A 14,715-nucleotide genomic window follows, 5' to 3' on the forward strand; every position below is an offset into this window, starting at 1 on the left:
ATGGCCGTGTTTCGCTGCCGCACTTGCGGGAAGGAGGGCACCTGGGTCTACGACCCGGAGCGCTTCACGTGTCCACTTTGCGATTCCATCGACGTGCAGTTCATTATTTCGCGGGATGAAGTGCCTGAGGGCGATCCATTGCTCAACGCGACGAAGGACAACGAGAACTCAACGCCATCGAAGGAAGCGGAGGAGTAGCGGTGGCCCGGTTTCACCGCCGCACCCGCGGTAACTAAGGAACGTTCGCTTATGACGCGAAGCGTCATGGAGGCTGTGAATATGAAGGTCATAACCATCGTGGAGGACGGCGAGCGCGCGCGGTCTGTCTACGTGCGCGCCGACGGCGACGTGACGGTGTTCGACCGGGATCGCAAATTCCGATTCCGGACCGACGTCGCGGGCGCCGAGACGACGTGGCAGATCCTTGAACGGGTGGTGCCGGCCATCGTTCATGCTGAGACCGCCAGTCTCAAGATCGAAGCCCTCGCTGATCGGTGCCGCACCGGCTGGCGCCCGGGATATCCGGACGAGATCGACCGGGATATCCCCCAACGGACGCTGCGGCGCGCGCGGTTCGGCATCGATCTGATCCGCTATCCGGATGACGAAGAGTTCTACAGCCCGGCCACGATCTTGATGGGCATCGAGACGGGCACGGGACCATCGACGAGCCTGGTCGGGAAGAGCCACGGAACGGTATGCGTCACCGGAGAGATCCTCTGGATCGATGCCGCACGCGAGTGGGCGGTCTGCGAGGACGGCTTCTGGTGGACGCCAGCGGAGGAATAGAGATGGCCAGATTTCGCTGCCGCGTATGCGGCCGGGAAGGCGAGTTCACCTACGATCCGACGCGGCACGAATGCCCGCGCTGCGGCTCCCCCAACGTGCAGTTCGCGCTCGGCATCGACGAGATGCCCGAAGAACTCATCGACCGGATCGTGCAGGCGCTGAGCCAGGCCGAGCCGCTGGACGACCATCCAACCGACGAGGACTAAACTGTGTTGTTGTGGGTCCTGTCAGATCTGCATGTCGAGCTGACCCGCGGCTGGGACCTACCGTCCGGCACCGCGCGTCCGCAATTCGACGTCCTGGTCGTCGCCGGTGATCTCATTCCGCGTGCGGAGCGCGGGGTGAAGTGGCTGCGCGAACGCGTGCCGGATCGACCTGTCATCTACGTCGTCGGCAACCATGAGGCTTATGGCTGCGACATCGACCGCACGGTCGAGAAGGCCAAGGCAGCAGCAGTCGGCACGAACATCCACGTGCTGCAGCACAACTCCATCCGAATCGGTGACGTCGCCTTCGCCGGTGCGACACTATGGACGGACTTCGATCTCTTCGGTGACCAGCGTCGCGCAATGGTGGTCGCCAGCGAACGGATGAACGACTTCCGCAAGATCAGGATCAACCGCTATCTTCATCGCTTCCTGCCGGGACACGCCCTGGCTCGGCACCTCCAAGCCCGCGCCTTCCTCGAAGCCGAAATGCGCAAGCCGCGCAGCGGGCCCCCGGTAGTCGTCACGCATCATGCGCCAATCCCGAGCCGAGCGCGCCGCCTAGGCCCATACGATCCCGGTGCGCGGCTGTCCGACGAAGAGGTCCTGACCGCAGCATATCGCAGCGCCCTGGGCTCGCTGATGTGGCCGGAGCCGGTCGCAAACGGCAGGCCTGAACTGCGGCCTGCGGACCTATGGATCTACGGGCATACCCACGAGTCCGAGGACACCGTGATCGGCGCAACGCGCGTGGTGTCGAACGCCAAGGGCTATGGGCCTTGGCCGCCGCAGCAGCGTGCCTGGGACAACCCGCGGTTCGATCCAAATTTCACGATCGAAATCTGACCTCCGCTGAACAGCACGCATATTCAGACCTAGTGGAAGCTATTGCCGTGGAGCGCCACTCGAATCCTTGTGACGGTGATCGGCTTCCCCTTTTCTTGCTAGCGCTCAGTCCCAAAAAGTGCCAATCTTCCTCTTCGGAATTTCCGGTATACGCCGCCCGGACCACGCACTTAACGCTGGCAATCGAGTCCTTGAATGGCGAGAAGCGCAAGAGCTGACATCAAGAGGAGTTTAGGTCAGAGAGTCAGAGACCGGCGACTTTCGCTCAACATGTCTCAGGAAGACCTCGCCAGTGAGGCAGATATTCGTCGTGCGCTAATTAGCGAGATCGAGCGAGGCGAAGCCAATCCAACTCTTGAGTCTGTCATTAGGCTTGCGGCCGCTCTGCGCATCGATCTCTCTGAACTCTTCGATTGACAACAGTAGCTGGGCGCTCGCATCATCAGAATAGGTAAGGTTGTAGTACGCTTCATACTCTCGCCAAAATTATTCTGTACGTTATTCCGTACTGAACTTCGGTCGAACGCAGACTTGAGCTCTTAATTTTTCCGTTCGGCGTTGCAAAGTGCGCTTTCTGATCTCGTCGAATAGGAGTGCGGGATGTCCATCGACAATGACTATTGTCCGAATGCCATCGCTATGTGCAACGGCAACAGGATATCCAGTTATGCGTACGACACAGTTCATCTACCGAGCGACCGGCTCGGTCTTCTTTGATAGCCCCAAGTGCAGGGCTGCAGTTCCAGCTCGAGACCCGCTTCTCAAGTACGCGCTACAGCAGGCCAGTCTGGATTACGCAGTTCGGTCAATCAGGCACCAAGTGGGCCCGCAGCTCGATTGCCCGCGACTTTCGCTCGCAGGCGTCGTACTGGATCGAATGGATGGCCTCTTCCTGCTGAAGGTGCACAACATCAAACCAAAGCGATCCGAACGTGAGCAGGCACGGCTTGAATTTGCACTGCGATGCAATGGTCTCAGGCTTTTAGAGCGCGATGCTCGGGAGATTAGGACCGATCCGCTTTTCTCAAACGCCCGGCAAGTCTGGGAGCATGAGCGGTATGATGTCTCGCTGCTGGACAGACTTAGAATATCGGTAGCCCTCGCAGAATACGGCCCGCAGTCAATTCGAGACTTGGAAGCCCGTTCGCGACCTGAGGGAAACGTTCTTGCGGCAGCGTGTGCGTTGGCGTGCCAGAACCTATTGACGCTGAATATCCAAGATTCCCCATTGGGACCACTCACCATGGTCGCCGCAAAGTAACCAATGGTAGGGGCACAATGAACGTGGTCTCCGATCCGAACTCACATTAACCGTCAGGCCAGTCAAGCGGCCCGCAAATCTGCATCCTAGCTGGGTGATCTCAGTCCGGGGATGCTGTCGCCCGCGAGAAGAACCTCGGCTTCCGCTCTAGTAGCCGTCCCGCTCGACTTCGCTTTCAAATGTTGAAGGGAGACAGTCATGATCGACGTCCATATCGGCTCGAAGCAGAAGAATGCGCGACACGCTGTCATTTCGGCTTCGGGCTCCCGATCATGTTCAAGAGACAAACCTTCCAGGGTCGCCAGAATCTATTTGTTTCCGCCAAGACGGCAACCCCGATCCCGGCGCGACATCCTGCACTTCGAGATGCGCTCGTTCAGGCGTCCCTCAATCCGCAGGTGCGTTCGATCGCTTATCTTGCGTCGGCGAATGTTGCGTCCGAGCAGGTAGAGCTTGATGCCGTCATCGTCCAGCGCGACGAAGGGCATTTCCTGCTCGATGTCATCCCGGCGCGCAGAATCCGGGATCTCGAGCAGGAAGGGCTCGCGCTCATTGCACTATCTAGGCTGGGGCTCGCGCCGCTTACACTGACGGCCGAAGAAATCCGGCTCGAGCCGCGCTTTACGAACGCAAGGCTCGTCTGGTCTTACCGCGGCGCTCATGTCCCGATCGGGTTGCGCCTCAGCATCCTGCAGATCCTGCTGGACGAAGGGCCCATGCCGCTTGGCGAACTTCTGAAGTCGATCCGCAGCGACCGCGATCCGGCTCCTGCGGTGATGGCGCTTGCCTGCGTCGATCTCATCATCCTCGATCTAGTGTCTCACCCGTTGGGACCATGCACCATGGTTAGGAGCCGCTCATGACCAGAAGGACGGTCGGAAAAGTGCAAGGGCATCGCAGAGGGGCAAGAGCGGCTAGCGCGCCGGTTAGGAATTTTGCGTTTTCGCGGGCGCTGGGCGTCCCCGAAAGTGTAATTGCCGATGCATTTCGGTCCTGCTTTCCGAATCATGTCATTGATGACCTGGATGGCAGTACCATTCCCCCTTCATGTACGCTTTCGGCAAAGGGCGAATTTCCTTCGGCGCGACGAGCGATTGTGGCGGCCGCGTTTGGCGAGGCTATGAACGGAGCCGTTCGGCGGCAGCTCAAAGGTAGATCCGGGCTCGCAGTAATCGTGCTGGTGCCAGGGCCGAGCTGGATTCGGCCCGTGCGGGACCTCTTCCTCGAACGTTTCGGCGCGCAATGGCAGACGATAACGGCGGACTCGATCAAGACGCTACAACAGAAGTCCGACCAGAACAGAGAGGTTGCCTCCAATCTCACCCATGGACAACCGGTGGTCGGCTTCGCCGTGGAACGCGACGGGCTCCCATCTTCGCTAACGGTCGCCGCCGACCTGACGATACGCGTCCACCCGCCAAGAGGAGCTACCATTCGGCGAGCGATCCGGATGTTTACTGGATGCTGGGCGCCTGCCAGCATCGACGAGAATATCGCAGTTGGGCTCGAGTTCGACGATCTTGTCGCAGCCTTCCGAACCGACTCGTCACCCGCTGAGATCATCGTTCGCATTCGCAAAGCGTGCGCGGCCGTGAGTGGATCGCCTTCGACAGAACGGCTGCCGAGGCTTGAGGACGCGATCGAATACGGCGCCGCTCGGACATGGGGTTTGGCGCTAGCGCGGGATTTCGCCGATTACCGGGAGGGGCGCATCGAATGGCAAGATATTGATCGCGGCGCAGTATTGCATTCAGAGCCTGGCCTCGGAAAGTCATTGTTTGCGCGGATTCTGGCTAAAGCTTGCGGAGTGCCTCTGGTCGCTTTTTCCGTCGCCGACTTATTCGCGAGCTCTCCTGGATACCTGGATTCTGTGATCAAAGCCTCTCGTGCAATGTTCCAACGGGCCTCAGCCGTCGCTCCGTGCATCCTTTTTCTTGACGAGATCGATGCGCTACCAAATCGAGCCACGATGTCACCACGCGGCGCGGACTGGTGGACACCAGTGGTGACAGACTTTCTGCTCAGCCTGGACAATGCAGTCGCCGGGACGCGCGCTGGCATTGTGGTATGCGCCGCGACGAACAACATAAACGGTGTCGATGCGGCTTTGCTTCGACCCGGCAGGCTCGAGCGGGCGATAGAAATCACACGCCCAAACCATGCAGGCGCTGTCAACATTATTCGTTATCACCTGAACGGCGACCTGGCGAACGCGGACCTAACCGACGTCGGTCATCTCCTGGACGGCTGCACCGGTGCCGAGATCATGATGGCGGTGCGCGGGGCGCGTAGGATCGCCCGCCACGCAAAACGCAACCTTGAGCTTGATGATCTCGTTCGGGCTATCACGCCGGACGAGGAGATCGCGCCCGCTGCGCTCAATCGAATTTGCACGCACGAGGCCGGGCATGCGGTGGCATCGGTCGTCGTCTCTTCCGGAGATCTCAAGCGCTGCATCATAGGGCGTACTCTCACGGAGTCAGCTGGCAGGACGCTGATCGCGAACGAGATGAACGGAGACCTGATGACCCGCGACACGGTGGAACGACGAGTCGTCGTGTTATTCGCCGGACGTACCGCGGAACGCATTCTTATCGGGGACGCCAGTGTGGGGGCAGGAGGTTACGATGATTCCGACTTGGCTCAGGCTACCCAGCTCGTCGCGGCACTGCACGCCTCCGCGGGTCTAGGTGACACACTGACGTACATGGTGTCGCTGCGAGATGCGCTCACCGCCGTGCGTACTGACGCCGAATTGCGATCAAGAGTCGAACAGCACCTCCGGGTATTGCAAACCCGCGCCGAAAATCTCGTTCGACAGCACCGCGAGGAGATCTTGGCAGTCGTCGCCCGCCTTCGTACCCGCCGCCAGCTTTCAGGTGAGGAGATCCGGCAGCTGTTGAAACGCGAACTCTCGCACGAATACTCTACAAGCAGCCATAATTGATCATAGGAGAGGGCTCATTGCCGGTGAAGAAAGTGACAAGATCGCAAGATCGAATCCTTCGCACTTTCCGCCTTTGCAGTTGGCATCTGTTCACCAAGGATTCATCACGTCATCATCGGGGACGAGAGGAAAACCTTTTCGCAACCTGCGTTTGTGTAGCGTGGCGGTTGTTTCCCGCCCTTCGGCACGGACCCGTCCGCTGCCACCTTCTAACGGAAGCCATACGGAATGAGCGTACAAGCCCGCGCCAAGCACATGGGCCGGTCCGACGCGACGCGGAAGGTCGTGACCTACCGCAGCGGCCATTTCACCGGCTTTGTGCCGTCGCGCAAGAACGGGGACATGGTCCAGTACGAAAGCATTCTAGAGCGCGACTACATCCAGCTACTCGAGTCCGACCAGGGCGTACTCAAGTATTCTGAGCAGCCCAATGCACTCCGATGGTCGGATGGAGAGCGAAGCTACAAAACGACATTCGATTTCGTGGTCACCAGACGGAACAAGACGAGATACCTCGTCGAGGTCAAGCCGCTCGCGAAGGTGATCGAGCATAGGTTGGACGAACTCTATGGCTACGCCCGTGCCGCCGCGATCGCGCGTGGATACGTTGATCTCGAGCTCTGGACGGAGCGCGAGATCCGGGCGATGCCGCGGCTCGGCAACGCCGAATTGATTGTGTCCGGCGAGACCGCGTTCAGCGAACGGGCCTTCGAGCTTGCGTTGCTGACGGCCGTGAGTTCGATGCGACGCCATTTCGATCGTGCAAGCATCCGCGAGCTGCGTGTCGCTTCGAACCTCGGCCAGGCTGCCTATTGGCAGATCATTCGGATGATCGCGCGCGGACAGTTGATCCCGGTGGATGCGACCGTGCCGCTGGATGACCGCGCAATACTTAGGTTTGCGGGAGGCTAGACATGAACGCTCCTCTGATTCGGCTGAACAAGGGAGATGCTGTCGTCATCGATGGCGTCTGGTACGAAGAGAAGCTGCGCACGACGGGCTCACTGACCCTCGCTCCCATCGGCGGTGAAGTCGCCCGCACGTTCACGGCCGAGGAACTGGCGGATCTTTATTTCGATCCCGCCGGCAGGATGAAGATCGTGCGGGCATCGTCGGCCGCGCTCGAGGATGAGCTTGCTGAGACCGTGTCTCGGCCGTTCGAAAGCTTCACCCCGGATCAGCAGACCGAGATGCTTAAGCGTCTCGACTACGTCAAGGCGTGCGACCGCTTCTTCCCTAGCCGCCGCTACAGCAAACGGCCCGACGGAGGATACGCGAAGATCGCGCGGATGGTCGCTCGCTATCGCCGGCTGGTTTGGGCCAAAGCCGAAGCTTGCCATCCACACAGCCTGCGCCTTGAAAAGGTCAGTGGATCGACACTGCGCGATTGGTACGGCAGGTGGATTAGATCGGGCCGGATGCTCGGGGCTCTGGCACCACTTACTCATCTGAAGGGGAACCGAACTTCCCAATTAGACCCCGCCGTCGAGGTGATCATTGGACAATACGTTCGCGAGAAATGGCTGACATTGGAAAGGCCACCGCTAACGGTCGTCCACCAGATGATTTGCCGCCAAATCGAACTGGTAAACTCGGAGCGCAACAGCGGATCCTTGGTCGAACCGAGTGAGATGGCGGTGCGGCGCTGGATTGAGAAAAATCTCGATCGTTATGAGATCACGTTCTACCGACGTGGACGTAAGCAAGCCGATCACGAGGCTCGTTTGACGAAGCGGGCACCTGTGGCGACTCGACCTCTGCAGATCGTGGAATTCGATGATACGCCTCTCGATATCGTCATAGTGGACGATAACGGCAAACCAAGAGGGAGGGCCTATCTAACTGCAGGAATCTGCCTTGCGACCGGCATGATCACAGGTTGGTATATCGGGACAGAGGCCCCGAGCTGGTCGACCGTGATGCAGTCGCTGCGTATGGCCGTGCTCAAGAAAGACAAGAAGGAGCTGGACGAGTGCGGAGCGGAATCGCCCTACCCAGTGTACGGTCTTCCGGAGATGATCAAGGTGGACAATGGCCCAGCGTACCGTTCGCAATCTATGGTCGCCGCAGCGGGTCAGCTTCAGTTCGAACTCCGCCTGGTGCCTGTCGGCAAGCCGCAGTTGAAAGGGAAGGTGGAGCGCTTCTTTGGCGAAGTAGCGCGCGACTTCCTTAGCCTCACGCCGGGTCGCAAGTTCGCGAACATACAGGAGCGAGGCGACTACGATTCCGAAGGTTATGCCCGCTTTACCCTCCGGGACGTGCGACGCATGTTCATGCGGTGGGTGGTCGACATCTACCACAATAGGCCCAATAGCCGAACGTTCGGACAGACGCCGCTCGAGAGGTGGCGGTCGCTGTCCGGTTACGGCGTCCGACTGCCGCCAGAAGCAATCGATTTGGCGCCCCTGATCGGTCTGATCGTGAATCGGACGATGGTGGCCGAAGGTATCACCTTCATGGGGCTCCAGTATAGCGGGCCAGCACTAAAGGATCTCCGGAAACGCGGGCATCTGGGTCAGGAATGGATGGTCAAGATCGATCCGCTGGATATCAGCCGAGTGCTTGTGCTGGACGACCGCAAGAAGCGATGGGTTGCCGTGCCATGCGTCCATCCCGAGTTGATCGAAGGCTTAACGCTCCAAATGTGGATGGACGTCGTGTCGTCCGCCCGCGACCAGACCGAACAGGGCAAGCGTGTGCGCCGCTCGACTCTTCTGAAGGCTCGCGAATACCTGATGCGAAAAGCGCGCCAGGCGGGTAACAAGCCGCGCGGCAAGATAACCGAGAAAGAGTACCGCTGGATGCAGGAGCGGCTCGACGATCCGGACTTCGATATCTCAATGGAGCTGGACGGGTCCGTTGAGAAAACGGGGAAGCCGAGGACGCCGAAGGAGGCGGCCTCTGCGCGCCGTAAGAAACGACGGTCAACCCAACCGCCGGTATCCACTGATCTCGACCCATCGCTTAGCGAGCCGGCATCCTCAGCAAAGGGCCATCCGCTCGCCCAGCGCGAGTTGCCCAGCGCTGCCGTCACGGCGCGCGAACGGGAAATGGCCGAGGACATTGCGGATCTCGAGGAGAGCGAACAGCTACATGCGTTCCGCAAGGAGAGCGCTCGGAGGAACGAGGAATTCAGTACCGAAGCCGGCGCGAGTGTAGGCGTGTGCGCAACACCCGACCGCGCGCAGGAACCGGCCGAGGAACTCGCGCCCCCGCTCGCACCTGACGACGAGCCCCTAAACAGCCTCAAGACAGGGACACAAGAACCGCGAGGCTCCGAGGCCACGCCACGGCGGCGCCTCGTAAACGAAAACGACGACGACCTATTTGGCGATTGAGGAGACGTTTAGTGACCGAAAACTCCCAGAAGAAAATCATCGACGAGGTCATGCGAGACGCCGACGAGGCGCTCTATTCCGAGATCGATCCGGACCGTAAGTTCAATCGACTACGCACGACGGACCCGCAGCGTCTCGCGCGAAGAGCCAAATTGAAGGCATTCCGCGCCATCGACGTTTCGACGGCAAAGGCTGTCGCAGCGAAGCAGTATTTCGAGGGGATGCGCGACCGCGTCGACGCGGGTATCGAAGGCAACTGCCTTGTCCTTCACGGTCGATCCGGCGCAGGCAAGACGCACATCATTAAGCGGCTTGTCGCCGACCCGGATCTGCAGCCGCAGGAAACCGAGGAAGGTAAATACCGCCCGCTTCTGAAGATCGTGGCTCCCGCGCCGTGTACGCTGAAGACGCTTGGGCTCCGGATCCTCCACCGTCTCGGTTACCGGCCCAAGAAGTCATTGCGCGAAAACGAGGTCTGGGATCGGGTGGAAGCGAACATGAGGGCTCAAGGCGTCGCGATCCTAGTCATCGACGAGATGCACAACGTATTAGCTGGCCGCAATGCCGTCGAGCGACACAAGATCGCGATGACACTAAAATCACTTATGGTCTCGGAGGAGAATCCGGTCCAACTGATCCTGGCCGGACTTGATTCTCTGAAGACATTCGTCACCGGCTACAGCGAGCTTCACCGCAGGACCCATTTCGTCGAACTCGTCGCGTTGGAAGGCGTCAAAGATTCAAAGAAGATCGTCAAGTTCCTGAAAGGCCTCGAGGAGAAGCTGAGCATGCGCACATGCGGCTTCACGACGCACGACATGCCGCACCGGTTTTGGTTCGCATCTCGCGGGCTTGTGGGACGCATGGCCTACTTCGCACAGGAGGCGGCCACCATCGCCGTCTCGCTCGACGACGACATCGTCCGCGAGGAACACCTCGCGGAAGCATACAGCCGGCCGTATGGCGTCGGCGACGATGAGAACCCGTTCCTTGTCTTGAATCCGCGCACACTGAAGCTCCCGAAGAAAGAGGAGGACATCCGGGATGACGACGAGACCTTCTTGCGCGGTACCCGAAGGAAAGAGCCCGCGGATAGTGAAGAGGAGTTGTCCGAAGATTGAGATCCGGCCGCGCCGCAACTTCGGAGAAGGGGCCATCGGTTATCTTATGCGGCTGGCCCACGCTCATGGGGTTCCTGAATTGCCAGAGATGCTGCTCCAGTTCGGGATCCCCTGGTTCAAGCTTGCCCAGGGGAAGCAGGTGAACGTGCTAGCCCATGCTGCGGACGTCGACTTTGCGGCGCTTTCGTTCGACACGGGCACGGTGATGAACGGCGGGGTGCAGCTGCGGGGAGAGCGGCTTTTCCGCGGGCAATGGTCGGTGCACGCCGGCCGCCGCGCGTGTTTCGAATGTCTGGCCGAAGATCCAATGAAAGGAGGATTACCGCGCCGATGGCATCGGGCCTGGTGGGACGTTCAGCCGTTGACGGTATGCGCAGTGCACCGGGCACCGCTCATCGGCTCTTGTCCTCGATGCGGGGAGCGCCTGGACTTTACTTCCACCTCCGTCGATTGCTGTCCGAACGGTCATGCCCTCGTCCAGGCACGCGGTTGCGCGCACAGGATCACCGATTGTTCCGGAGATGCATACTTGTCGGGGCGTCTTGGAGCCGTCCCTCGAGTTACCTGCGAGGTGCTCGACAAAGGGACCCTAGGCGAAGTGATTCAAGCTCTCGACCTAGTGGGGGCGGCTTCCTTGAAGGGGCACGCGCTGCGCGAGGCGCGCGACCTCGACAGGCACCTTGTGCTTGACGCCGGCTATCGTGTGTTCGCGGCTTGGCCTCTGGCCTTAGATTCCATTTTGGACGGATTGCTCGCCCGCTCAGGCATCGGGCCAGGAAAATGGGGAGCCGCAGCTGCTTACGGCCACTTTCATACTGGCCTCAACGAACTGCGGAACGGCCCAATCGCCGCGGCACTAAAGGAACGAACAAGGCGACATGCGATCGCCAATGGAGTGGCGATTTCGCGCACCGTGTTCGGGGTCGCCCAGACTGCCAAGGACCTCTGCTCGATCAAAGACGCCGCAAGTCGTTTGGGCCTGGGCTTCGACCGCGCCCGCCGTGAACTCGCCCATCGAGGCCTGGTACCAGCACGCACGCGTCGCGGCACACCCGTTGTGATCCCACAAACGGCGGTCGATAACTTGATCTCAGAAAGGCTCGGTACAGTTAAGATCAAACAGGCGGCGCAAGATCTGCGAATCGGACGCACTCAGGCGCGTCGGCTCGTCGCAGCCGGAATTATCGAAAGGCGAGGGGCGCTTCGGCGCAGCGACATCGATGGACTTCTGCAAAAATTGTCCAGCCGAGCACCGACGCACATAGGGCGCGACGGGGTCCCGCTTCCGCGCGCATGTCGGAGCGCGCGGCTTCCAATCGAAGCCGCCGTCGCCGCTATTCTGCAAGGGCGCGCGTCCCTTGCTGGCTACCGCTCCGGACGGGGCCTTGAAGGAATTTACGCACGCATCTCGGATTTGCGCGCTCTGGGCAAAGATCACCGCGACGCAATGACGATAGAAGATGCTGCTCGGACACTGAAGCTGAAGTGGGAAACTGTTAAGAAGCTCACCCAGCTGCGTCTGATTCGCGCCGGCAACGCTGGAATCCCCCGCGCCGCAATCGAGGCCTTTCAGGCGGATTTTGTGGCTGGCGCCCATCTAGCACAGGCGGCCGGCCTGCGCCCACGCACCTTAATGAAGGTTATGTCAAAGGCTGGTATATGTCCGGTAGTAGCTCCTCCGCGTTGTCGTCAGGTTTTTTACCGCCGCGAGGAGATCCTGAATGCATCGCAGTTCCGATCGAAACATCCCTTAGTACATTCGGCGGCCCTTCGAAATAGAGCTGGATGACTGCTCGTTCAGTACATCCGGGAAACGGAGTTGCTCGTCGCATGCTCGGCCTGACGGCTGCTTGCGCTCTCGTAGACTCCGCAAGAACTAGCTTGGATTTACCTGTGCGGATCACTCTGTCCGTTTGAACAATACCCTTCGAGTTCGTTTACTGTGAGTCGCATCATTGGCTGCTTCTAATCAATTTTAGCTGCCAGCAGTAGCGATCGGAAACTCTGGCTGACTACGACATCGTCGTAGTTGCTAGAGGATCCAGGCTTGAATTCCACGACATCTGAAAGAGCAGCCGGCCGACCCAATCATCCGCCTCTGAGCGCGCGCGTAGTTCTCTTTCCTGACGAACCAGCATATGGGCTTGCCCAGCGGCTCGCGCGGCGCAATGGCGTTAATTCGTTGGCGTCGTTTTGCGCAGATATGGGTATATCTGCTGCCGATCTTATCAACGGTCGCGCGGCGGACAGAATTGCTGCATTGGCCAGAGCAGATCTCGATTCCCTTGAACGCGTCACCGTCAGGGCGGAGCAAGACCAACAGATTCGCCTAGGTGGCGAGTTCCTAAAGCAAGATCAGTGGTCTTTCCGTTCGCTGCGGGTCTGCCCGGAATGTCTTCGCGAGGACCTTAAAGGGACGGGACATCCCGACTACAGGGCTCACAAGAGATCTTGGTGGAATCTGACCTTTATCCATGCCTGTCCGTTCCATGGCACCTTTTTGGTCACTCGGTCTCCTGCCGATATTCGAAACAGCCTCGATCCTGAAGTCCTCGATGTTCGTTATGCTGGGGGCGGGAATTGCGACTTGGCGCTGGTACCAATTGACGGAAGACGTCTTACGGACATCAGGCCCGAAAAATATTTCTTGGGGCGGCTCGGCTTCATGCCGCGGAGTAATCACGAAACGCTCGACGCTCTTTCGCTTGGGCAAGCAGTTGAGCTGCTCGATCGCATCGGCACAGCGGCGGTCGGTGGAGTCCATCCCGACGAATATTGCAGCGTCTTTTTGTCACGCGACGTCCTGGTCGCGGGATATACGATCCTTGGCGGAGGACGACCTGCGCTTGCTCGGCTGTTTCTAAAACTAAAAGCAGATCTTGGTGCCGCCGAGAGCCAATGGATACCTCGAGCAAGGTACGGGCCGCTCTACGCTTGGCTCTTCCATGTTTCGACTCGCGACATCGACGCATTCGAACCCATACGGCGGATATTCCTCGAATGCATCGGTTCACCTACGCCGAGCGATTTAGTGACGCTCCAGCCCTGAACAATCGCAACGTCCTCGCCGAACCGGCAACTACAAGCAAGCCAATGAACGACACCATCCTCCATATCGCGGTTCCCTACACCGTCGAATTCATTCGATACCGACGCCGAAAAATCGAAGGCGCCATCGTTTGGGGCGCAGGACCAGTTACTATCCGCACCGCAACAGAGAAGGATGCGCCGGTCGCGTACCGAGTCCGTAATCACGCCGGTTCGTCAGGTGTTGAATATGATATTCGGTGGCTTGACGGAAAGCTGTGGTGGCCGGCGTTCGATGGACCCCGCCCAATGACCTCGGGGGATTTTGTTTCCAGTGCCAAGGCGCCCACTGGATGCCTGTTGAATATGATGAACTTGTCGCCAGCGACCTTGTTCTCGCCTCGCCACATCACTACGGAGCTTATCGATCACATCCCAGGAAGGCTCATTTCCTCTTCAAAAACCGAGCGATGGAGAACAGCCCGTCGCGCGGCCTCGTGCGTCCTATTTTGTGGAGACTCCGTGTACATTCAAGGAGGACCGCCTGCCTACTTCGGTGTTTCAAACGACAGGGGGACGCCGCTGATACTATCAATGGAGGTTGGCAGATTACATCCTATGGGGAGCCAGCCCATCGATTGGTGGCTTCCAGGGGCAATTGCAAGCCGACGGCGGCAGGCAACGCGCCGCTCGCTGGTCTTCCGCGTGGAAGAAGCAGAAGAAAGCCGTCGCGCGCTGGAGTTCGAAGACTACCGCCTACAGTTCGATAGGACCGTGATCAAATGCTTAGATGTCTCGGAGAAGCCTGATCCGGTCGAGGTATGCGCCGACGCCGTCGCACGCGCGTTGCTTGATGGCGACAGGGCCGGCACTCGACAAAATGTGCATCGAAGTGAACTTCTTTCGGTCCAAAGCTGCCGTGAATTAATTCACAATAGCCTCGCGAAGCATTCTCCAGAATCGTTCGAGAAGCAATTTGGATTGAAATTTGAGTGGGCTCAACGAGCGATCAATCGGCTCGATGAGCGGTTTCCGGAAGCTCCCCTCAGCCCCGAGCATCTGGAGTTGCTTAGTCAACTCGCTTGATAGTTAGCTTCGAGGAAAATGCGGAGAGAGCGTACCACGCGCGCGTACGTTTGGTGCCGTCAAAGCTGGGGCTTTTTATCAACCGATTGGGCTT

The 14,715-nt window shown here is 59.3% G+C and carries 13 protein-coding genes; all 13 read left to right on the forward strand.

Features of this window, described 5'->3' with window-relative positions; translation table 11 throughout:
* The 13 genes from QQL28_RS03805 to QQL28_RS03865 all read left to right on the forward strand — a co-directional run bounded on the left by QQL28_RS03805 (nt 1) and on the right by QQL28_RS03865 (nt 14,621).
* Complete coding sequence (locus QQL28_RS03805) at nt 1-198, forward strand: hypothetical protein (protein WP_284261253.1); 198 nt, start codon at nt 1-3, stop codon at nt 196-198.
* A gap of 81 nt (nt 199-279) precedes the next feature.
* Nucleotides 280-789, forward strand: coding sequence for a hypothetical protein (locus tag QQL28_RS03810; RefSeq protein ID WP_284261255.1), 510 nt, complete (start codon nt 280-282; stop codon nt 787-789).
* Between the two features lie 2 nt (nt 790-791).
* Complete coding sequence (locus QQL28_RS03815; RefSeq protein ID WP_284261257.1) at nt 792-995, forward strand: hypothetical protein; 204 nt, start codon at nt 792-794, stop codon at nt 993-995.
* Between the two features lie 3 nt (nt 996-998).
* On the forward strand, nt 999-1,841 hold the full coding sequence (locus QQL28_RS03820) for a metallophosphoesterase (RefSeq protein WP_284261259.1): 843 nt from the start codon (nt 999-1,001) through the stop codon (nt 1,839-1,841).
* Between the two features lie 195 nt (nt 1,842-2,036).
* Nucleotides 2,037-2,258 (forward strand): helix-turn-helix transcriptional regulator, encoded by a 222-nt coding sequence (locus tag QQL28_RS03825; RefSeq protein ID WP_083514143.1) that lies wholly within the window; start codon nt 2,037-2,039, stop codon nt 2,256-2,258.
* Between the two features lie 1,023 nt (nt 2,259-3,281).
* Nucleotides 3,282-3,965 (forward strand): hypothetical protein, encoded by a 684-nt coding sequence (locus tag QQL28_RS03830; RefSeq protein ID WP_284261262.1) that lies wholly within the window; start codon nt 3,282-3,284, stop codon nt 3,963-3,965.
* A gap of 344 nt (nt 3,966-4,309) precedes the next feature.
* The gene (locus QQL28_RS03835) at nt 4,310-6,049 is read left to right on the forward strand and encodes an AAA family ATPase (protein ID WP_284261264.1); all 1,740 of its coding nucleotides are present in this window, start codon (nt 4,310-4,312) and stop codon (nt 6,047-6,049) included.
* A 228-nt stretch (nt 6,050-6,277) separates the two neighbouring features.
* Entirely contained in the window at nt 6,278-6,961 is a 684-nt protein-coding gene (locus tag QQL28_RS03840; protein ID WP_284261266.1) for a hypothetical protein, read from the forward strand.
* A gap of 2 nt (nt 6,962-6,963) precedes the next feature.
* On the forward strand, nt 6,964-9,387 hold the full coding sequence (locus QQL28_RS03845; protein ID WP_284261268.1) for a Mu transposase C-terminal domain-containing protein: 2,424 nt from the start codon (nt 6,964-6,966) through the stop codon (nt 9,385-9,387).
* 11 nt (nt 9,388-9,398) lie between these two features.
* The gene (locus QQL28_RS03850; protein WP_284261270.1) at nt 9,399-10,508 is read left to right on the forward strand and encodes an ATP-binding protein; all 1,110 of its coding nucleotides are present in this window, start codon (nt 9,399-9,401) and stop codon (nt 10,506-10,508) included.
* Nucleotides 10,483-12,297 (forward strand): TniQ family protein, encoded by a 1,815-nt coding sequence (locus QQL28_RS03855; RefSeq protein WP_284261273.1) that lies wholly within the window; start codon nt 10,483-10,485, stop codon nt 12,295-12,297. The genes QQL28_RS03850 and QQL28_RS03855 overlap by 26 nt, the downstream gene beginning before the upstream one ends.
* Before the next feature lie 258 nt (nt 12,298-12,555).
* Nucleotides 12,556-13,557 carry a TniQ family protein gene (locus tag QQL28_RS03860; protein WP_284261275.1) on the forward strand — a complete coding sequence of 334 codons (1,002 nt, stop codon included), beginning with the start codon at nt 12,556-12,558 and terminating at the stop codon, nt 13,555-13,557.
* Nucleotides 13,509-14,621 (forward strand): hypothetical protein, encoded by a 1,113-nt coding sequence (locus QQL28_RS03865; protein WP_284261277.1) that lies wholly within the window; start codon nt 13,509-13,511, stop codon nt 14,619-14,621. Before QQL28_RS03860 ends, QQL28_RS03865 begins: the two co-directional genes overlap by 49 nt.
* Nucleotides 14,622-14,715 lie beyond the last annotated feature (94 nt).

The sequence above is a fragment of the Bradyrhizobium iriomotense genome, from assembly GCF_030160715.1.
Classification (GTDB): Bacteria; Pseudomonadota; Alphaproteobacteria; order Rhizobiales; family Xanthobacteraceae; genus Bradyrhizobium; species Bradyrhizobium iriomotense.

Excerpts from the sequence above, each read along its gene's own strand:
- QQL28_RS03805 (WP_284261253.1), top strand. The coding sequence starts at position 1 with ATGGCCGTGTTTCGCTGCCGCACTTGCGGGAAGGAGGGCACCTGGGTC.
- QQL28_RS03810 (WP_284261255.1), top strand. The coding sequence starts at position 280 with ATGAAGGTCATAACCATCGTGGAGGACGGCGAGCGCGCGCGGTCTGTC.
- QQL28_RS03815 (WP_284261257.1), top strand. The coding sequence starts at position 792 with ATGGCCAGATTTCGCTGCCGCGTATGCGGCCGGGAAGGCGAGTTCACC.
- QQL28_RS03825 (WP_083514143.1), top strand. The coding sequence starts at position 2,037 with ATGGCGAGAAGCGCAAGAGCTGACATCAAGAGGAGTTTAGGTCAGAGA.
- QQL28_RS03830 (WP_284261262.1), top strand. The coding sequence starts at position 3,282 with ATGTTGAAGGGAGACAGTCATGATCGACGTCCATATCGGCTCGAAGCA.
- QQL28_RS03840 (WP_284261266.1), top strand. The coding sequence starts at position 6,278 with ATGAGCGTACAAGCCCGCGCCAAGCACATGGGCCGGTCCGACGCGACG.
- QQL28_RS03845 (WP_284261268.1), top strand. The coding sequence starts at position 6,964 with ATGAACGCTCCTCTGATTCGGCTGAACAAGGGAGATGCTGTCGTCATC.
- QQL28_RS03865 (WP_284261277.1), top strand. The coding sequence starts at position 13,509 with ATGCATCGGTTCACCTACGCCGAGCGATTTAGTGACGCTCCAGCCCTG.